This is a genomic window from Vibrio sp. 1167 (genome assembly GCF_033340375.1).
Taxonomy (GTDB): Bacteria; Pseudomonadota; Gammaproteobacteria; order Enterobacterales; family Vibrionaceae; genus Vibrio; species Vibrio alginolyticus.
Map to the genome: position 1 here is coordinate 59,083 of NZ_JAWOWK010000012.1, position 19,200 is coordinate 78,282.

The 19,200-nt window shown below is 44.7% G+C and carries 18 protein-coding genes; all 18 read right to left on the reverse strand.

Going from position 1 to position 19,200, the window contains the following annotated elements:
- Positions 1–6 precede the first annotated feature (6 nt).
- The 18 genes from rng to mshL all read right to left on the reverse strand — a co-directional run bounded on the left by rng (position 7) and on the right by mshL (position 19,188).
- Positions 7–1,476, reverse strand: a complete 1,470-nt coding sequence (gene rng, locus R7Z78_RS19985; RefSeq protein WP_005381138.1) for a ribonuclease G — start codon at positions 1,474–1,476, stop codon at positions 7–9.
- An 18-nt stretch (positions 1,477–1,494) separates the two neighbouring features.
- On the reverse strand, positions 1,495–2,064 hold the full coding sequence (locus R7Z78_RS19990) for a Maf family protein (RefSeq protein WP_005381139.1): 570 nt from the start codon (positions 2,062–2,064) through the stop codon (positions 1,495–1,497).
- A gap of 4 nt (positions 2,065–2,068) precedes the next feature.
- A complete protein-coding gene (gene mreD, locus R7Z78_RS19995; protein WP_005381141.1) occupies positions 2,069–2,557 on the reverse strand; it encodes a rod shape-determining protein MreD in 489 nt (162 codons plus the stop codon).
- Positions 2,547–3,443, reverse strand: coding sequence for a rod shape-determining protein MreC (gene mreC / locus R7Z78_RS20000; protein WP_005381142.1), 897 nt, complete (start codon positions 3,441–3,443; stop codon positions 2,547–2,549). The genes mreD and mreC overlap by 11 nt, the downstream gene beginning before the upstream one ends.
- A 150-nt stretch (positions 3,444–3,593) precedes the next feature.
- On the reverse strand, positions 3,594–4,637 hold the full coding sequence (locus tag R7Z78_RS20005; RefSeq protein ID WP_005381144.1) for a rod shape-determining protein: 1,044 nt from the start codon (positions 4,635–4,637) through the stop codon (positions 3,594–3,596).
- A 151-nt stretch (positions 4,638–4,788) separates the two neighbouring features.
- Positions 4,789–8,736 carry a DUF6701 domain-containing protein gene (locus R7Z78_RS20010; protein ID WP_169644020.1) on the reverse strand — a complete coding sequence of 1,316 codons (3,948 nt, stop codon included), beginning with the start codon at positions 8,734–8,736 and terminating at the stop codon, positions 4,789–4,791.
- Between the two features lie 6 nt (positions 8,737–8,742).
- A complete protein-coding gene (locus R7Z78_RS20015; protein ID WP_047103642.1) occupies positions 8,743–9,180 on the reverse strand; it encodes a hypothetical protein in 438 nt (145 codons plus the stop codon).
- Positions 9,170–9,898, reverse strand: coding sequence for a PilW family protein (locus R7Z78_RS20020; protein WP_169644022.1), 729 nt, complete (start codon positions 9,896–9,898; stop codon positions 9,170–9,172). Before R7Z78_RS20020 ends, R7Z78_RS20015 begins: the two co-directional genes overlap by 11 nt.
- Positions 9,898–10,482, reverse strand: a complete 585-nt coding sequence (locus tag R7Z78_RS20025; protein ID WP_169644024.1) for a prepilin-type N-terminal cleavage/methylation domain-containing protein — start codon at positions 10,480–10,482, stop codon at positions 9,898–9,900. The genes R7Z78_RS20020 and R7Z78_RS20025 overlap by 1 nt, the downstream gene beginning before the upstream one ends.
- On the reverse strand, positions 10,479–10,958 hold the full coding sequence (locus tag R7Z78_RS20030; RefSeq protein WP_048626843.1) for a type II secretion system protein: 480 nt from the start codon (positions 10,956–10,958) through the stop codon (positions 10,479–10,481). Before R7Z78_RS20030 ends, R7Z78_RS20025 begins: the two co-directional genes overlap by 4 nt.
- Positions 10,959–11,073: 115 nt before the next feature.
- Complete coding sequence (locus tag R7Z78_RS20035; RefSeq protein ID WP_064368798.1) at positions 11,074–11,307, reverse strand: type II secretion system protein; 234 nt, start codon at positions 11,305–11,307, stop codon at positions 11,074–11,076.
- 67 nt (positions 11,308–11,374) lie between these two features.
- Positions 11,375–11,857, reverse strand: a complete 483-nt coding sequence (locus R7Z78_RS20040; protein WP_169644026.1) for a type II secretion system protein — start codon at positions 11,855–11,857, stop codon at positions 11,375–11,377.
- 291 nt (positions 11,858–12,148) lie between these two features.
- Positions 12,149–12,610, reverse strand: a complete 462-nt coding sequence (locus R7Z78_RS20045) for a hypothetical protein (RefSeq protein ID WP_031781206.1) — start codon at positions 12,608–12,610, stop codon at positions 12,149–12,151.
- Between the two features lie 3 nt (positions 12,611–12,613).
- On the reverse strand, positions 12,614–13,837 hold the full coding sequence (locus tag R7Z78_RS20050; RefSeq protein ID WP_005388460.1) for a type II secretion system F family protein: 1,224 nt from the start codon (positions 13,835–13,837) through the stop codon (positions 12,614–12,616).
- 8 nt (positions 13,838–13,845) lie between these two features.
- Positions 13,846–15,570 carry a GspE/PulE family protein gene (locus tag R7Z78_RS20055; protein WP_005381188.1) on the reverse strand — a complete coding sequence of 575 codons (1,725 nt, stop codon included), beginning with the start codon at positions 15,568–15,570 and terminating at the stop codon, positions 13,846–13,848.
- The gene (locus R7Z78_RS20060; RefSeq protein WP_169644028.1) at positions 15,567–16,661 is read right to left on the reverse strand and encodes a tetratricopeptide repeat protein; all 1,095 of its coding nucleotides are present in this window, start codon (positions 16,659–16,661) and stop codon (positions 15,567–15,569) included. The genes R7Z78_RS20055 and R7Z78_RS20060 overlap by 4 nt, the downstream gene beginning before the upstream one ends.
- Positions 16,658–17,503, reverse strand: a complete 846-nt coding sequence (locus R7Z78_RS20065) for an ExeA family protein (RefSeq protein WP_005388464.1) — start codon at positions 17,501–17,503, stop codon at positions 16,658–16,660. The genes R7Z78_RS20060 and R7Z78_RS20065 overlap by 4 nt, the downstream gene beginning before the upstream one ends.
- A 44-nt stretch (positions 17,504–17,547) precedes the next feature.
- On the reverse strand, positions 17,548–19,188 hold the full coding sequence (mshL, locus tag R7Z78_RS20070; protein ID WP_005388471.1) for a pilus (MSHA type) biogenesis protein MshL: 1,641 nt from the start codon (positions 19,186–19,188) through the stop codon (positions 17,548–17,550).
- Positions 19,189–19,200 lie beyond the last annotated feature (12 nt).

A 19,200-nucleotide genomic window follows, 5' to 3' on the forward strand; every position in this document is an offset into this window, starting at 1 on the left:
TCCAAATTACATCATTACGACGTCAAACTGTTCCTGAATGTACAGGGGTTCAGCCTGAACTCGCACTTGCTTGCCAATAAATACTTCGAGCTCTGCCAACGCATGAGACTCATCGCCCAATAGCGCTTCAGCAACAAACGGCGATGCGTACACGACAAAATTATCGGCGTCGTAAGCACGGTTCACACGAGTAATCTCGCGTAATATCTCAAAGCATACGGTTTCGACCGTTTTCACGCTGCCACGGCCTTCACAAGTAGGACAGCCAGAACACAAGATATGTTCAATACTTTCTCGTGTGCGCTTGCGCGTCATTTCAACTAAGCCAAGCTGGGTAAAGCCGTTGATGTTGGTTTTTACTCGGTCTTTCGCCAGCGCCGTTTCCAGTGAGGTAAGTACTCGCTGACGATGCTCTTCGGATGCCATATCGATAAAATCAATAATGATGATACCGCCGAGGTTACGTAAACGTAGCTGACGCGCAATAGCTTGCGTTGCCTCTATATTGGTATTGAAGATAGTCTCTTCGAGATTACGACGACCAACAAATGCACCCGTGTTGATGTCGATGGTGGTCATGGCTTCGGTTTGATCGATGATCAAATAGCCGCCCGATTTTAGCTCGACCTTGCGCTCTAAAGAACGCTGAATTTCGTTTTCGGTGTCGTACATGTCAAAGATTGGCTTGTCACCTTCGTAAAGCTCAAGCTTATCTGTTAACTCCGGTACATACTCAGAAGTGAATTCTTTCAGGTTCTCGTATTCAAGGCGGGAGTCGACCATGATCTTATCGAGCTCTGTGCCAACAAAGTCACGCAGAATGCGTTGAGCTAAGCCGAGTTCACCGTAAAGTGTTGAACGCGTTTTGTATTTTGAGCGACGCTCCATGACTTTTAGCCACAAACGCTTTAGAAATGCCGCATCTTGAGATAGCTCTTTTTCATCAGCGCCTTCTGCCGCGGTACGAATGATAAAACCACCGTGCTCATCGCAGTAATGGTTCACCACCTTTTTCAAACGCTCGCGCTCTTTTTCACTTTCAATACGCTGCGAAACACCGACATGGCTGGCCCCCGGCATAAAAACAAGATAACGCGAAGGTAAGGTGATATCCGTCGTTAAACGCGCACCTTTTGTGCCGAGCGGATCTTTGACCACTTGCACAACAATGTCTTGTCCCTGGCGTACCAGCTCAGAGATATCACGGACTTGAAACTGCTGTTTTTCGTTTTCTGCCACACATTCGGTATGAGGAACAATATCTGACGCATGTAAAAACGCCGCTTTATCTAAACCAATGTCGACGAAAGCCGCCTGCATACCTGGTAACACTCGGCTTACTTTGCCTTTGTATATATTGCCCACAATACCGCGACGCGATTCGCGCTCGATATGTATTTCTTGTAGTACTCCACCTTCAATCATGGCCACACGAGTTTCACTCGGGGTCACGTTAAGCAGCAATTCTGCACTCATGTGCACACCTCAAAACAATTATAAAAATTCTTGAATTAGCTGATCGGTTTCGAACAAAGGTAAGCCTACTACAGCGTGATAACTGCCTTCGATTCGGGTGACAAATCGCCCTCCGAGTCCCTGAATACCATAACTTCCAGCTTTATCGCATGGCTCTCCTGACTGCCAATATTGTTCGATTTCTTCGTGAGTCAGTGGTTTGAACCACACGTCAGTGGTAACGACCACTGAATGTTGTTGTTCCGATGATACAACGCTCACCGCAGTCATCACTTGATGACGACGACCCGATAAGTCAGTAAGCATACGCTTTGAATCTTCAAAACTTTTTGGTTTTTCTAGCACACGGTCATCGCATACTACGACCGTATCAGAGCCCAATACAACGGAATCAGGCTTAGCCAACGCTAAGCCTGCCTGAGCTTTTTCCAAAGAAAGACGCAACACGTAATCTCGTGCTTGCTCATGAGCCTGTTTGGCTTCCTCAATATCAGGCAATACGATCTCAAAATCATAACCCAGTTGAGCAAGCAGCTCTTTTCTTCTCGGAGAACCCGATGCGAGAACGAGAGATAAGCTTTTCTTCACCGCTTTACCTTACGTGCCATGCACGACGAACTCGTCGCATTAATAAAAACATCCATGGCCAAAGTATACAGTTTATTGCCGCCGTCCACAGAGATAATGGATTAAATACTACGTCCTGGTTCAAATATTCCCCACAGAATATCAAAACTTCCAATAACGCAGTAAAAAAGGCAATTAAAATCGACTGTTGCCACAATGCCATGTTGCGAATCAACAGGAAATTCAGCGCCACAAGGTAGATAACGATCGACATCATCATGCCACGAATTCCAAGCGTTGAGCCGATCAAGATATCCCACAATAAGCCCAACACTAGCGCAGTTCCGACGTTCACTCGGTGCGGTAGTGCCAACACCCAATAACACGTGACAAGGAACAACCATGACGGACGTAACACATCTAACACACCTGGCCATGGAATGGTTTGCAGTACCAGCGCAACGAAGAAACTGACGCCAATCACCATTCGGCTACTCAATACATTATTGGCCATCGGTTACCTCTTGTTCTTGCTCTAACCCTTCATCTACATTGGACCGCAGTACTTTGTGTTGACGGTCTTCATTCGGCCAAATCAGCAGTAGGTAGCGTAAGCGATCAAACTCCACAACCGGCTCAGCCTTGATTGAGGCGAACTCTTGACGCGTATCGTGATCCACATTGGTAACCGTCGCGACTGGATATCCTTCAGGGTAAATACCACCTAAACCGGATGTCACCAATAAATCACCAACCTGAATATCTGTGCTGGTTGGAATGTGCTCCAGTTGGATTTCATCCATTTCACCATTGCCCGATGCGATCACTCGGATATCATTGCGGATCACCTGGACAGGAATTGCATTTTTCGCGTCCGTTAGCAGCAGAACACGTGCGTTGTGCGCTGCGACAAACGTGACCTGACCAACGATGCCTTTCTCATTGATAACAGGCTGACCAACGTAAACACCATCAATACGGCCTTTATCGATCACCACTTGATGACGATAAGGTGAAGTATCAACCGCCATTACTTCTGTCACGACTTTCTTTTCATCACGGACAAATGAAGATCCTAACAACTTACGTAAGCGTTGGTTTTCTTCTTTATATTGGTCGAGCAAGATAAGCTCGCTTTTCAGGCGTAGCACTTCTCGCTTTAAGCTGCGATTGCCTTCAACCAATGCCTGATGAGAATTAAAACGTTCAAATACGCCATCGAACATACTACGAGGCAAATTCGCTGCGTACTGAATCGGTGCAACCATACTGTTTAGTAGGTATCGAACGTTGGAAAACGTATCTAGACGACTATCGGCCAGCATTAAGCTCGCCGACACGATGACAGCAAAAAACAGACGTAATTGCAGAGACGGACCTCTGCCGAAAATCGGTTTCATCTTGTTTTTGACCTGATTGCTTCCATGATTATTGAGCCTTACTTGGCAACCTAAAAATACTTAACTAAATACTTTTAGGTATGGAGCATGTTTGAATTACAGAGAGAGCAGAAATGAAGGTGAAGCCCGACATGAGCTTCACCTAAACCTTTATTCTTCAGAGAACAGATCGCCACCGTGCATGTCGATCATTTCTAGTGCTTTACCGCCACCACGCGCAACACACGTTAGTGGATCTTCCGCGATAACCACAGGAATACCAGTTTCTTCCATTAGTAGACGGTCTAGGTCTTTAAGTAGTGCACCACCACCGGTTAGTACCATACCGTTTTCAGAAATGTCTGAAGCAAGCTCTGGTGGACACTGTTCTAGTGCAACCATGACTGCTGATACGATGCCAGATAGCGGCTCTTGAAGCGCTTCTAGGATCTCGTTTGAGTTCAAGCTAAAGCTGCGTGGTACACCCTCTGCAAGGTTACGACCGCGAACTTCAATCTCTTGAACTTCATCACCAGGGTAAGCAGAACCGATTTCGTGTTTGATCTTTTCAGCCGTTGCTTCACCAATCAAGCTGCCGTAGTTACGACGTACGTAGTTGATCACAGCTTCATCAAAGCGGTCACCACCGATACGCACAGACGATGAGTAAACCACACCGTTTAGAGAGATAACGGCAACTTCAGTTGTACCACCACCGATATCGACCACCATTGAACCTGTCGGCTCAGATACGCGTAAACCAGCACCAATTGCCGCCGCCATTGGCTCGTCGATTAGGTAAACTTCACGCGCACCAGCACCAAGTGCTGATTCACGAATTGCGCGACGCTCAACTTGAGTAGAACCACAAGGAACACAAACAAGAACACGTGGGCTTGGCTTTAGGATACTGTTATCGTGCACTTGCTTGATAAAGTGCTGAAGCATTTTTTCGGTTACGTAGAAGTCAGCGATTACGCCGTCTTTCATTGGGCGAATAGCGGAAATGTTGCCAGGTGTACGACCAAGCATCTGTTTTGCTGCGTGACCGACTGCAGCAACGCTTTTTGCAGAACCTACACGATCTTGACGAATAGCAACTACAGAAGGTTCATCAAGGACAATTCCTTGCCCTTTTACGTAAATTAGAGTGTTGGCTGTACCTAAATCGATAGATAGATCGTTAGAAAACATGCCACGAAGTTTCTTAAACATACTCTTCGCTCATCCTGCAAAAATATAGAAGACAAAAATTGCTCTAAATGTACCAATGCCTCGCTGTCACAGCAAGGTATTGGTACACAAACATGAGCAGAAAGCCTCAATTTCTTGCAGTTTCCTAACTTAAGGGCAAAAACCTAAGTTGTTACTGTCCGGTTAACCCTGGCTCACCACGGTAAATCACGCGATCGTTACCTCGATGAATACCAAAGGTGACGACGGAGGATGGGTCTTCATCTCCTTTCCCTCTCCAGTTATATTGGAGCCAAGGTTGACTCATGTAGCTACTTCCACAAGTAACATAATCAGTTTCCAACGTTTGCGGAGATGTCGTACTAGTATCATCCATTCTCAGCCAGAAGCGTAATTGTTGGCGTATTGAGCTACTATAATCTTCGGAATATGGAGTAGCATAAAGTTCGTCGTTGACACCTGAATCAACTGTCTTTGTTACTCCATTCAACGAACCGTCTGAACCAGAAGCTTCAGACCACACCTCTTGATAACAAACATAGTCTTCATCAGAAGAATAATCAGAAGCAGAGTCATCAGTATTAGTGATAAAGCGAGAACCATTCCAGTATTCTGTACGCAGAGGAATATTGATGGTACTGACAGAAGTACCACCGACATCATCCATTGCCATTCGGCCATAGCGAATATCTGGTTGAGTTGGAAAAGACTTACCAATATCGTCATTTAATTCGAGGTTGGTATCTTCTGAAGTAAGAAAGTCGACATCATCCACTTTATCTGCCACTAGTAATCCAAATCCATTTGTAAATGGCCCATCTGCTTCAGTCGTTAACGGAGAACTATTGGTTTCTGATTTATTAAATTGGAAAGACTGGTTTGATACTGACAGCTGTGATCCTGACCATGAGTCACTGCCATCCCAGTAGTTTAGATAATAATTTTCCACCCGATCGCTAATGTCTTCGTTATCATCCGTGTCCACAGCCAGCAGTTGGACATCAGCAATTAAATCAGAGCTGAAACTACTGTAATTGGTAGTAGCTTCGCCATCCATATTTTGTGCTTCGACCACAAAGTCATAACTGATAGGCTGACTCATGTACATGAAGCCATCATGGTCAGACGCATAATCCCAGTTATTGCTTACTAAGCTCAACCAGGCAGGATAAAAACGTCCGATATCACGATAGCCGGGGTTAACATTCATACCCAAATAATTTGCCTGAGTATCTGCGGTTACTTTCAATACCCCTACTTCGCTCCATGAAAGCCTACTGTACAACAGATAGGTATTATTGGTTCCCGCGCTATTGCTATAGACCAAAGTGCCAGAAAGAGAACCATCATCTCCACCATCAGGCTCAGCGACTGAATGCGTCAATCCGACCGTTGATGTGATCGCACTACCCGCAATAAAGAAATTCTGAGTGACGGGTGAACTACAATAGCCGGATATTTCTATTTCTGTTGTTCCATCTTCGGGATCACTGTCATCACCATCTGACACCCAGCGCAATGGACGGACAGAGAGTTCAAAAGAGTTCCCTGCTGCGGTAAATGCTGCACTACTGGAATCCGTAATACTGCCATCCATATTCGTATCATCCGGAGAACAAATCGCAAATGTCCAAGGACGTGAATAGACGGTGAACTGGCCTTTTAGTGTCTTCGTATTTCCGTCACCTTCAATCGGACAATCATCACCACTACAAGTGAAGTTATCATCAGTCAGAGTAACTAACATTTCACCTGAATCTTCCAGAGTTAAACCTTTAGAAGATTTTCCACTGGAAAATGATGGGGAGTAAGTTAAAGAGCCAACAGCACCTGATGCAGGGCGTACCCATTGATATGAAACATCCGGCTTACCGTCATAGTCAATATCGTCAACTTCATTATCGTCATTGCATGCCTGAGCCTTTACTTCAACCTCTTTCAGCTTTCCTGCGATTACATACTGGTCGTCAGCTGAAAATTTAAATGGCACAAACTTGAAAGTTGATGTCTGCGTTTTTGATGAGTCATTGTCCACTGTAACTTTTAACGTATATTCTTCATCAAGATCAATACTACTTTGATCTTTAACGCTCACTTGCAGTTTCAACTTACCAAGTTTCGAAGACACATTGCTTGTCGTAAAGTTAGGATAAGAGCCAGTACCAGTGCTTTCTACAACATCTATAGAAAAATTATCTGCATCAGGGTAAACCTGCACAGTAACGCCAGTGCTTTCCGCATAGCCATTGTTCTTGGTTTCTATTGCAAAACTAGGTTGTTCTGTTCCGCACATCAACGCATATTGTGCTGCTGGTGATAGCGTTACTTCATAATCATCTGAAGGTGTAAAACAGTGGTTGTCTGTAGCAATGATACTTGCCGAGTTATCCATCGAAATACTTCGAGCAGTAACCGCACCATAAACTACTGCATTGTTTTTTAACTCTACACTTGCTTCTGTATAGAGCAGTCCTGTCAATTCAGCACTGTTATCAAGAGTAATTTTATCGTTACCATGACCAATGATTATCAGCTCGGCTTTTCCGACTGTATAAAATTTCGCATTGTTTTTCAGCTCCAGCTTTTTCACATGAATTTGCACTTTTTGTGAGTCTGGAATATTTATTTGTGCGCTGTTATCAACCTTTAGCTCTTCTATCCAGTAAGTTCCCGTTTTAAATGTAACTTTAGCATTGTTTTTCACTTCTAGTTTTTCCAGTACCTCATAACTAGAAAATGTTTTACTCTCCTGATGATCGACAACAACCTCTTTAGAGCTAGTCTTAAAACTCTCTAATTCCAACCGTTTAATCATCAGTCCTTCATTACCAAAACAACCTTCATCGTCACATGATGCATTATTTTCTAAAGTAATTTTCGACTGAGGAAAACCAACGTAACGCTTACCGTTCACATAAGGGGCCCCTGAAATCCGAGCATTATTTTTCATCTTTAGAAGCGCATTAGAATTGCCAGTCCAAGTTTGAACTGGAGATGGAAACAACTCACAAATTTCACTTGTAGGAGGCTTATCGAATAAGAAGTATGAAAACGGCTCAACAACGTGACCACGTTCAGCATCTCTATCCATATCTTCTTCATTAATCAAAGCAACGCTGGTTTTAGTCACAGAACAACGCCTTAGCCAACCACCGTTATTACCATTTCGAGTACGCTTAGACGCCAATAAAACCGGAGCAGATTTGAAGCCAGTAACCGGGAAGTAGCTAAGCTGCTTACAGCCCTCAGTAACTGGTTTAATGACATTATCATTCAGAGCGCTAAGCGTATTACGGGTTGAACCATTACCTAGCCAAAATTTTCGCCCTTGAGTAAAACCTTCACCATAGCCTGCCACAAACGCCACTTCTTCAGGTTGATCAAGTACCGCATTTTTTGTCACTTCAGAGCGGTCAATGATTAATGAAAAGCCTGTACGAGTAGGATCTAGAGCGATCGTATTTAGCCAAAGTGGTTGGCTACCAACCATATTGTTTCGAGTTTGAATTTGAACCAAAACACCTGGTGGCTTTGAAAAAGCAGTGTTCAAACCAAAGTTAATAAAATTAACCTGCTTGCTGATGTTATTTGTCCCATCAGGCTTATTAGAAAATGTATGTTTAGAGCTCACTTTGCCTGCAACAAGCATGGCACCACTATCAAACTTAATAACGCCTGGTTCCATTACCAAGTAGTCAATATCATTCATAGGTGCATCAACATAAGTTATTCTCTCGCCAGTGTTTTTACATTGCCATTTATCGTTTTTACGATTGTATTTTAGATAGCGGCAAGCGGCTCTGTGAGGAGGTAATAACTGCTTTATTGTTGCTTTGGATGAACTGATAGACCAGATTTTCAAATCTGAAGGGTATTCTGTGGTCTTGCTATCAAAGTTAGAGCGACTCGCATCGATCGTCGGCATAACAAAAACCAGAGGAGGTTGTGAGTAAGAATTCTGAAACTCGATGTCACAAGTCACACTTGGCCCTGCTACAGTACATTTATCTGCTGGCACAGTGCCAAATTCAAACTGAGGGTTGTTATTTACTGCAGCAAAACTGATTGACGAAAAAAGGAAAAGCGCTACCGTAAGTAACGATGTTATTATTTTTTTCATTGTATTTTACTCCCTTACCCAAACTTCTTGCTGACGTTGAACTTTAGACACTCCAGAACCACAAACAGCCACACTTTTAACCACATATAGCTCCACTTCTTTACCAGGAAAGTCACCTGGTAGCTTACCTGCCTTCTGACATTCAATCGTTGTCACTTTGCATGCCTGATCGAACAAGCCGCTGTCGGGCTTAACGCTTTCTGCCTCGATAGCATCGCAACGGGTTGCAACAGCAGCAGATTCATCTAAAGGGAAAAACTGAGTTAACACCCAGTCATTACTCGATTGAGCAGTAAACCATGCCTTTGTACCCAAAAACTCACGCGTTAAACCACTTTGATTAGACCAAGTCACTTTCATTAGTGACGCAGCCAAATACCCCATTACGATAATGACAAAGAGCGTCACAATTAACACATTGCCTTTTTGCTTATTATGGAACATTCAGCACCTGCACATCTTGTTGGTACACACTACTTTCACCGGACTGTTCAAACACGAACCTCAGATGCACGAGCCCGCCTCGATGAAGCAATTTATCGTCATATTTGAAATAACTCTGAGATTGATCATCAACATAAATAAGATTGTCGGCAATTATTTCGCCGTTACGCTGTATCTGTGGGCCTACAAAGCAATATTTCACTGACTTAGATGGATCATAGAGATAGTGTCGATTAGAAACGGAGCGACTGGTTACTAAACTAGCGCCATCAATAATCTTATATGCTTTATCCGAATCTGGAGAAAGCGCTCCAACATCAACACTATGAGTGGATGAGGTTAAATCACTTAGCCGTGTTGGGTTAATCACCATTTTCAAGCCACTATCAAGCTCGGGAGCATTGTCACCAAAAAAGCCAACCACAAACTGTATATCATTTCCAGAAATCGCATAAAAACCAGAATGCTCTATCGGCATAAACATCAGGCAGTTTTTTTCACTCTCATTAATAAAAAAGCTATTCGGCACCGCATGACGAATTTCTCGAGACATTTTCTCAATAACGAACTGAGCCTGAGTTTGTAGTTTCTGCCTATCGATAGTGTCGGCATAGCCCTTTGCTCCTAACTGCAAATAGCCAGCAATTCCGAGCATGATAAAACTACCAACCACAATAGTGATGACCATTTCTATTAAAGTGAAACCACGATTTTTCATTAGTAGTTTCCCCTTATCGCAGACAGTGTTAAAGGCTGTGTTTGTCCGGCGTAAATAGTCATAGTGACTCGTTTATAAGCCGTGATCTCTTCCAGTGAAGGATTATTTACACCCGTACCGTCTGATTTAACGTATTGCACTTTCACTTCTACTCGAAAGTTCTTGTAATCACTTTCCATAGACGTACCAAGAACGTTACTCAGCTCATATAACGGCGTAGAGTTACATTTAGCCTTTGTGCTTTTCGTATACCAGCAACCGATATAGTCATCGACATCATTAAAACTAGCTGGGTTTGATTCATCGCTATCTGCCCCAAGACTTGTGGAACAATCCTTACCACCAAGGACAGTCTCACCACAGCGGACTAAACCACCATCAAAGTCGCTGTTTTCATCGAAGCCTCGCGCCAATATCTGAGACATAAAACCTTGGCCTAATGCAGCGGCACGAGTTTGATAATGAGGAATGGCGGAATCTCGAATTTGAGGGACAAGAAAAGAAGTAAACGCCACCATCGCAATGCCCATTAAAACAATCGCGATGATCATTTCTATTAACGTCATGCCACTAGATTTCTTCATGAGCATGTACCTTTAGAAACATAGCCTTGAGTATTAATTTCAACTTGGCAGCGGCTTCGACCATGTTTATCTTCAATTAAGATGTTTACAGCACCACTTACAGGATTGCCGAGAAGGTTAAAATTAATTGTATTTGCGGCACCGCTGATAACGGAAAACTTTGCGGACTTATCGATAACCACGTCACTACGGGCATCTTGTGCACTACCTATTAGTGCGCAGGCAGCAACTGAACCAACACATGAGCTAGAAACTTGCAAACGAAAGTTATCATCAGGTTTCTCAACATTCGACTGCATACGATTCACCTGCACTTGGCGAATCACAGAAATCACACGTTCTTGTAATGCATATGCAGAAAAACTGCCAGAGCCCATAAAACGGCTGGCTGCAAAAAGTGAAAGGATAGAGAGGAGAACAATCACGAGGATTAACTCCATTAAAGTGAATCCTAATGCAGAGCTGCGAATTTTCATAACCCAACCTTAGGCTTAGAACAAGCGAAATAAGTATACGATGAAATTATGAGATTAATGATAGGTTTGTAACTTTTCGATTCGAAGTGTGAACAGACGAACAAACAACCAATGTCTAGTTATTTTGCCCTTTTGAACGGCCAATCTCTTCTTCAATCCGATCGTAAGTTTCTTTATTGCTCAGCGTTTCAGAAACGTGCTCGGCGGTTTGCTTAGTTTGCTCCCACTTTGCTTCGTAAGTTTCTGGCTCGAAGCTGATAAATCTTGGTAATACCACATAACCGATCACACCTAAGATAATCAGCACAACGACAAACTCTATCGCACTAAGACCCGATGTTTTACGCATATGAACTATTCCGAGATTAATCAAAATAAAGAGAAAAAGGCCAGACTAGCTGGCCTTTTCAATTAGATTAAGCGCCACAGCCAGAGCCTAACACAAGCTCAGTTGAAGCAGCAGCAGAACTTTGTGCTTGATTATATTTCACCACACATGTCGCTGTATTATCAGCTGCTCCTTTGAAACTAAATGTAATACTCTCACTACCCTCATCTGTCACGCTTGACACCTTTTTCCAGTCACCAGTGGCTGCATCTAGACCATTAACCGCTTTCATAATACCTGTCTCATCTGCCGTAGGAAAACCATACGCAACCGTAATATCATCAACTTTAACATCATCACCTGCTGCTTTAGCTTCAATACCATCAATTGCAGCCTTACCATAAACAATGCCTGCCGCACCATCAATAGCGCCTTTTAGGCCTTGAAGTGAAGATTTACGAGCATCATCTTGCAGGTTAAGGAAACGTGGCGCTGCAGTTACCGCTAGAATACCTAGGATTACAATTACCACTACCAATTCGATAAGGGTGAAACCACCTTGTCTTTTCATTGTTTACTCTCTCTATGTAAGCATGCAGTACAACTGCAAAGTTTCGTTTAGGTCACGCGACCATTTTGGATATTGTCAAAACGGTTTGGGGCAGCAACGTTCACTAAAACTGACCGTGAAGTGGATACTGTATCTACCGCTTGAGCAGAATGACGATTCGCCATTATTCAGTTCATGCTGCAATGAGAAAAACACATTATTGTTTACCCACGATTACAGCCTGTTACTTATGGTAATGATTGCATTATACCGACTTTCATTACCAATTATAGTGATTAGGTGTCAAAAAATTCACTCCGCCGACATTTCGACGTCTATTTTCAGTTGATTAGCAGTTGAGATAACTACAATCGACTGACCATTTTCATAAGTGTAGTGACAGACATAACGATCAGTTTTGATGGCTCCACTGATATCTATTAACTTGTTGGTCATTATTTTACGTTGGGGGTAATGCACCGCTAGCCAATAACCACAATCTAATACACCTTGCTGAGTAAAGGGAGACACTAACCCGTCCTCAGTCATAGTAAGGTTAAAACCATCCATCAGCATATGCTCTGGCTCGCCTTGTACTAGCCAAGCTTGACGATAACGCTGAACACTATCTTGCATCCAAACTCTCGCCAACTTAGCCCCAGTTACTTGTGCTTGCTCGGTCACAGGACGTAATTTGACCGCCAAACCCACCGCCATAATCGTAGCAATAACCCCAAACACAATAAGCGTTGCTCGGCTTTGATTTTCAACCACCTATTAGCCGCCTTTGATGATGTCGAGCATTCCCCACATTGGTAAGAAGATACCCAATGCCAGCACCATGACCATGCCTGCGACAATCACCAAAAGTAATGGTTCTATTCTTGCGGTCAGCGTTTTTAGATCGTAATCGACTTCTCGATCGTAAAAATCCGACACCTCCAGCAGCAACTCATCAATACGACCAGTTTCTTCACCTACTGCAATCATCTGAATCACCAATGGGGTGAATATTTTACTGTTGATGGCCGTCACTGAAATGGTGCTACCCGCTTCAATTGCGGACTTCATCTCAAGAATTCGGTTTTCTAAAAAACGGTTCCCTAAGGCTTCCCCGGCCAAAGCCAAAGACTGGTTAAGTGGCACCCCTGATTTCAGCATCAACGAGAAGGTTCTGGCAAAACGAGAAAGCTGCGCACGATTAACGATATCGCCTACAATTGGCAGCCGAAGCCGAAACTTATCGAACTTCTCCCGACCATCAGCCGTCGCCACCCACGCTCTGAATACAGTAAACGCGCCAATCATTGCCACAACCAGCAACACCCAATAATTAACAAAGAAATTAGAAGTCGCGATCAAAATACGCGTCGGCAATGGTAGCTCAACCCCAAAGCGCGCGAACATCGATGCAAACTCAGGGATCACCAAGATATTCAATACAAACATGGCGATGGTGATAAAGATAATGACAAACGTCGGATAACGCATCGCCGCTTTAATGCGTTTGCGAGTCTCAAGTTCCTGTTCGTAGTAATTCGCCAGTTGCAATAGCGCTTGGTCAAGCCGACCCGTATTCTCACCGACGTTGATCATAGAAACGAACAGTGGGCTGAATACTTTACTGTGTTGCTGCATCGCAGAAGACAAACCTCGGCCATTACTCAGTTCAGAAACGACATCTTCTAGCGCCTCTTTGAGCTGTTTGTTTTCGCAATTTTGCAACAAGCCACGCATAGAGCGCAGCAAAGGCACGCCAGCTTTAGTCAAACTAAACAACTGGCGAGAGAAAAGAATAATTACTTCCAACGGAATAGCAGGCACAAACAGCTTAGACAAGCTCACTTGGCTTTTTGCCGACTCTTTCTCTAACCGTACATTGAGCGGGATGACCCCTTTATTCATCAATGCTTCCGCTGCAGCTTCAGAGTTCACTGCTTCGATTTTGCCGTTAGTGGATGAGCCGTCTAGCGTGCGGCCTTGATAACGAAAAGTTGGCATTCACTTACCTATATGAAAATGGGATCAGTCTTACCAGAAGCATCACCCTCACCTAGGGTCATCACTTCATCCAAACTGACGGTGCCTTGTAGCGCCAGTTCCATTGCAGAAGCAAGCAGTGGCTTATAGTTTTCTGAGCGGCGCGCGGCTTGCGCAAAGCCAACCGCATCATTGGCTCGCAATTTATCCATCATCTCTTGCTCAAGTTCGAGCATTTCAAACACACCGATTCGGCCTCGATAACCAGTCAAGTTACAGTTTTGGCAACCTGCGCCTTTATAAAAAATGGTGCTAACTTGATTTGGGAAACGCCCAGCTAACCACTGCTGGCGAGACTCATCTAAGTGGTCTTCTGTTTTACAATCTGGGCAAACTCGGCGCACAAGACGCTGCGCCACCACGGCTCTGACTGCACTAGCAACCAAGTAACCCGGCGCACCCATATCGATCATACGTAACGCACTGTCGACAGCATCGTTGGTGTGAAGAGTACTCAATACTAAGTGACCCGTTAGTGCAGCTCGCAGACCAATTTCTACCGTCTCTTGGTCACGCATCTCACCAACAAGAATGATGTCTGGGTCTTGACGTAAAAAGGTTCTAAGAACACGCGAGAAAGTTAGATCGATCTTACTGTTAACCTGTACCTGAGTGATGCGAGGCAGACGATATTCAACCGGGTCCTCTGCTGTAATGATCTTTTTCCCAGGTTCGTTGAGCTCACTCAATGCGCCGTAAAGCGTGGTGGTTTTACCGGAACCTGTCGGCCCGGTAACCAAAATCATGCCGTGCGGACGCGCCAGCTGTCGACGTAAGCGAGCAAGCAAGTCTGGCGGCAAGCCCGACTCTTCTAACGGACGCAAACCAGCAGACTGGTTAAGCAGACGCATTACTACAGATTCTCCGTACTGCGTTGGTAACGTCGACATACGAATATCAATTGATTGGCCACGAACTTTGATATTGAATCGGCCATCTTGTGGCAAGCGCTTTTCAGAAATATCTAGGTGTGCCATCAACTTCAGTCGAAGAACCAAAGCCGATGCAATGTTCACTTCATTTAAGAGCGTTTCATGCAATACGCCATCAATACGCTGGCGCAAACGCAATACTTGATCGTCTGGCTCAATATGAATATCCGAAGCTCCAACCTGTACCGCATCTTCAAACATGGAATTAACCAGCTTTACAACGGTAACCTCTTCACTATCGGCTTCATCAATACCGTAGTCAAAGCTTTGTACATCTTTATGCTCTTCATGCAGCTGCTCAGCAAAGGAGGCAATCTCTTTAGTACGGCGGTAATAGCGGTCAAAGCTTGAAATGAGCTGACGCTCTGAAGCCACAATGAACTCAAGGTTGTATTGGCCCAACAAGTTCATCAATGATTCTTGGATGAACAAATCCGCAGGGTCACTCATAGCAACGCGCAGTGTGTCCCCATTTCGAGCAACGACCATCGCACGTAAGCGACGTGCGTGTACCTCAGGTAGAATCTGCACGGCTTCGGCATCCACAGGCGCACGACCAAGATCGATCAGTGGCAAACCAAGCTGCTGAGACAAGAAGTCCAACATTTGCTTTTCGGTAATAAAGCCAAGGTCAATTAACGCATCCCCTAGCTTCTGCCCGGTACTGCGTTGTGCGTTTAGTGCTTGCTGGATTTGTTCTTCAGAGACGATACCTTCCTCAACCAGAAGATCGCCCAAGCGTTTTCTCAACTGAATTTTCATTGTGCGCTCTCCAACTCTTTCAAGATGCTCAAACGGTCACGGATAAATGCTTGCGATTGATTCGAAATGCCAACTTTACCCAGAGCTTGGTTGTAAGAGTTGATCGCGGTAGTAAAAGCCAGGGCACGCTCTTGTTGAATAGCCAAACCTAACCACCAGCGCGCGTTTTCCGGTTCACGCTGAGTGAGGAGTTGATAGCTCTCAAGCGCAATGTCATTTTGCTTGTGTTTTTGTGCCAATGCCGCACGCATCGCCAAGTAATCTCGACTTGGTACTGGAGGTAAATGAACAAGCGGGCTCAGCGCCGCTTCAGGTTGATTAGCTTTCACTAACAACTTAGACAAGGCCAAACGAAGTACTTGGTTGTTCGTATCTAGGTTGATGCCTTCTTGAATAATCTCATATGCTTTACGCGTGTCACCTTTACCAAAGTACAACGCTGATAACTTTTGACGCGTGTCTGCATTCATTGGCTCATAACGCAACGCCTCGGCATAAGCCGATAACGCCGTTTGCATATCGTTAGCATCGAGTGCCTTTTCCGCTCGGCTAACCGCTTTAAGAGATAATTGGCGGTGAGTAAGCTCAACCTGCTCAATACGCATTGAGCTGTTTTCTGATGTCGTGTGGGTTACGTGATCGTATTGCTCCTCGCTCGGCATCGTTGCTAACTGTGCGAGTAAAACTGCATCTTCAGAGGCGATATTTATCTCAGATCTTGGCGTGAACCTATCAGTCTCTTGTATGTGAGGCTGTTGCGCTACCTGCTGTGTGGCTGGTTTAGTGTAAACCACTTGAGTTGTATCGGGCGTCATTTTACTCGTTGGCGAGTGAGTGCGCTCCGATGAAACAATTGGTGAGACATTCACAGACGACAATGGCATAGCGTCGATTTGAAATTGTGATAGCTCGCCTGAAGGAACAGGACCGCGAGAAACCGCCCAGCTTCCGACCGCAAGGCTTAACGAAAAACCGGCCACAAGCCAAAGCCAAGGTTTACTGCGTGAGACACTTGGAATCTCCGCACGAGTAAGCTCTGACGGCGATGTTTTTTCAGCAAGTTCTGATAATGCTTTATTGATGGCACTCAAGGTTGACTCCATCCCCAAAATACGGGTGTTTTAAACTTAGGTTTACGGGCATCAAACGTATCGTGCATAGCGGCGTAAACGTGATGATTTTTCAATAGTGTGCAACGCTCATTAAATGCAGCAAGCAACGACTTGTGGCTAATTTGGTTTATCAAGCGCGGAATCCCCATGGATGAACGCCAAATCGCTTTTTTCTGTTCAATAGAAAAAATGTGCGCCCCATTGCCTGCTTTATCTAAACGATTATTGATGTAAGCCACGCCTTCATCGATAGAGAGAGGACGTAACTGGCAGCTAAACGTAATGCGTTGACGAAACTGCCTTAGCTCATGGTTAGCCAATCTTTCATCCAACTCTGGTTGTCCGAATAACACCAATTGAATGAGCTTATCTTGTTCCGTTTCTAGGTTGCCAAATAGACGCAATGTTTCTAAAGCTTGTGGGGAAAGAGCTTGCGCTTCATCAACGATCAAGACGGCTTTCTTTCCCAAGGCATGTACTTGAATCAAGTGCTCTTGAATGAGGGAAACGATACGCAGCGGATCATCGTTCTCGATACCCAACTCTCTGGCGACAGCAAACTGCAACTGTTCCCCATTCAACACTGGATTGGGTAAGTAAATAAGCTCAACTTCAGATTCAATCTGCTCGATCAGCTTACGGCATACCATGGTTTTTCCAGTGCCGACTTCTCCCGTCACCTTAATCACCCCTTCTCCCATTTGCACGGCAGCTAGGATGGTTTGGATCGCCTCATAGTGAGGGACTAACCCCAAGAACATTTCTGTATTTGGGGTTAACGAAAAAGGCTGAACTCGGAATCCAAAGTGTGACAAGTACATACTCGAATCACAAACCTATTGAAAAACAGAACCTTTCCCAGCGCTTATTGCGCATCTGGGAACCACTCTTGCAGCAGATCACGAGAGCGCTCTAGCTCTTTCTGCCAAGAGTTCACGCCAACTACGGTCGGTTTTAGCAAGATGACCAATTCTGTTTTCTCAGTTACGTTATTCACGTTGCGGAACAAATGCCCCAGTGCTGGTACATCGCCCAAAAATGGGACTTTAGAAACAAGCTCACGATTTTGCTGTTTCATCAACCCGCCGATAACCACAACATCGCCATCTTTAGCACGAATAACCGAGTCTGATTCACGAATAGAGCTTTTCGCTAATGGTAGTTGGATGTTTTGGAAATCTCCGCCCAAGTTCAATTGCTTCACTTCTTCCGTGACTTCAATAACTGCGGGGTGAACATGCAGGAACACATTGCCTTTGTTATCAATTTGCGGAGTTACATCGAGGGAAATACCCGAGAAGAATGGCGTCAATTCCACTTCAGGAACTGCATTTGAGTTTTCACCGTTGCCTGCATTGCTCGATAGCTCGGTAACAAAGTACTCATCGGTACCCACTTTGATGACAGATTTTTGGTTGTTGGCAGCGGTAATACGAGGGCTCGAAAGGACGTTCAAGTCACCTTGCGTAGACATGAAGCTCAATACAGCATTGAAGTTACCATCCGAAATAGTCACGTTAGTTTGACCGCCCAATAGCGTGCCAATCGCATCCAATGGTGGTAATGTCGACGCAGGGCGGTTGACTACGATACTACCCGAGTTACCAATTGACGCCGATAAGTTTGACCAGTTGATGCCTTGTTGGTAGCCATCATTCAACGTCACTTCTAGGATTTTAGCTTCAAGAATGACCTGGCGCTGCATGCGCTCCTGCGATACACCTAAGAACTCGCGTACTTCGCGAATATCATCTGGAAATGCTCGAACCGTAATAACTCCCGCTTGTGGCGTTACAACCACACTTTGCCCTTTGCCTGAACCAATTAGATTCGCAACAGCTTGCTGCAGCATAGGCCAGAAGTCACTCTCAGTGATGGTTTCAATGCGTGTACCACCCGTAGATGTGGTCGAGCTATCGTTGTTGTTTCCATTGTTAGAGTCTGACGAGTCAGAACTGTCTGAGCTACCACCAGAATTAGACGTACCAGCCGAGGTTACAGAGCCCGTAACAATGCTGGTTAATGAGCGACCAGAACGCTTGAACTGCAGGTAATCGACTGGAATGGTCACAGTACGCATACCTGCTGGGTAGATTTGAATAACTTTGCCAGACTTCACCACGTCATAGCCATACATATTCTGTACGACATTCAGAACTTCATCCAATGTCACATCTGACAAGTTGACAGTGATATTACCTTGTACCGACGGGTGAATCGCCACGCTGTACTCTGTGCCTTTCACCAACGAGGCGAAAAAGCTTCTTGCATCGACCGCATTCGCTTGAATACGAAAACGCTTCGAGGTGCCTTGCTCTGATGCAACGTTCGAGTCTAAATTTGGCATCAAGTCTGCCTCAACAGAAGAAGGGATTTCTTCCAATGTGCGGCTGTTCGCTTGATTGATCGATTCATTGAGCGCTTCTTTAACTTCCACTGGATTCCGATGACCCATTGAACATCCCATTAAAGAAGCAATCGTTATTCCTACAACTAATTTGCGCATATCTGATCGGGC

Excerpts from the sequence above, each read along its gene's own strand:
- rng (WP_005381138.1), bottom strand. The coding sequence starts at position 1,476 with ATGAGTGCAGAATTGCTGCTTAACGTGACCCCGAGTGAAACTCGTGTG.
- mreD (WP_005381141.1), bottom strand. The coding sequence starts at position 2,557 with ATGGCCAATAATGTATTGAGTAGCCGAATGGTGATTGGCGTCAGTTTC.
- mreC (WP_005381142.1), bottom strand. The coding sequence starts at position 3,443 with ATGAAACCGATTTTCGGCAGAGGTCCGTCTCTGCAATTACGTCTGTTT.
- R7Z78_RS20005 (WP_005381144.1), bottom strand. The coding sequence starts at position 4,637 with ATGTTTAAGAAACTTCGTGGCATGTTTTCTAACGATCTATCTATCGAT.
- R7Z78_RS20010 (WP_169644020.1), bottom strand. The coding sequence starts at position 8,736 with ATGAAAAAAATAATAACATCGTTACTTACGGTAGCGCTTTTCCTTTTT.
- R7Z78_RS20015 (WP_047103642.1), bottom strand. The coding sequence starts at position 9,180 with ATGTTCCATAATAAGCAAAAAGGCAATGTGTTAATTGTGACGCTCTTT.
- R7Z78_RS20020 (WP_169644022.1), bottom strand. The coding sequence starts at position 9,898 with ATGAAAAATCGTGGTTTCACTTTAATAGAAATGGTCATCACTATTGTG.
- R7Z78_RS20025 (WP_169644024.1), bottom strand. The coding sequence starts at position 10,482 with ATGAAGAAATCTAGTGGCATGACGTTAATAGAAATGATCATCGCGATT.
- R7Z78_RS20030 (WP_048626843.1), bottom strand. The coding sequence starts at position 10,958 with ATGAAAATTCGCAGCTCTGCATTAGGATTCACTTTAATGGAGTTAATC.
- R7Z78_RS20035 (WP_064368798.1), bottom strand. The coding sequence starts at position 11,307 with ATGCGTAAAACATCGGGTCTTAGTGCGATAGAGTTTGTCGTTGTGCTG.
- R7Z78_RS20040 (WP_169644026.1), bottom strand. The coding sequence starts at position 11,857 with ATGAAAAGACAAGGTGGTTTCACCCTTATCGAATTGGTAGTGGTAATT.
- R7Z78_RS20050 (WP_005388460.1), bottom strand. The coding sequence starts at position 13,837 with ATGCCAACTTTTCGTTATCAAGGCCGCACGCTAGACGGCTCATCCACT.
- R7Z78_RS20055 (WP_005381188.1), bottom strand. The coding sequence starts at position 15,570 with ATGAAAATTCAGTTGAGAAAACGCTTGGGCGATCTTCTGGTTGAGGAA.
- R7Z78_RS20065 (WP_005388464.1), bottom strand. The coding sequence starts at position 17,503 with ATGTACTTGTCACACTTTGGATTCCGAGTTCAGCCTTTTTCGTTAACC.
- mshL (WP_005388471.1), bottom strand. The coding sequence starts at position 19,188 with ATGCGCAAATTAGTTGTAGGAATAACGATTGCTTCTTTAATGGGATGT.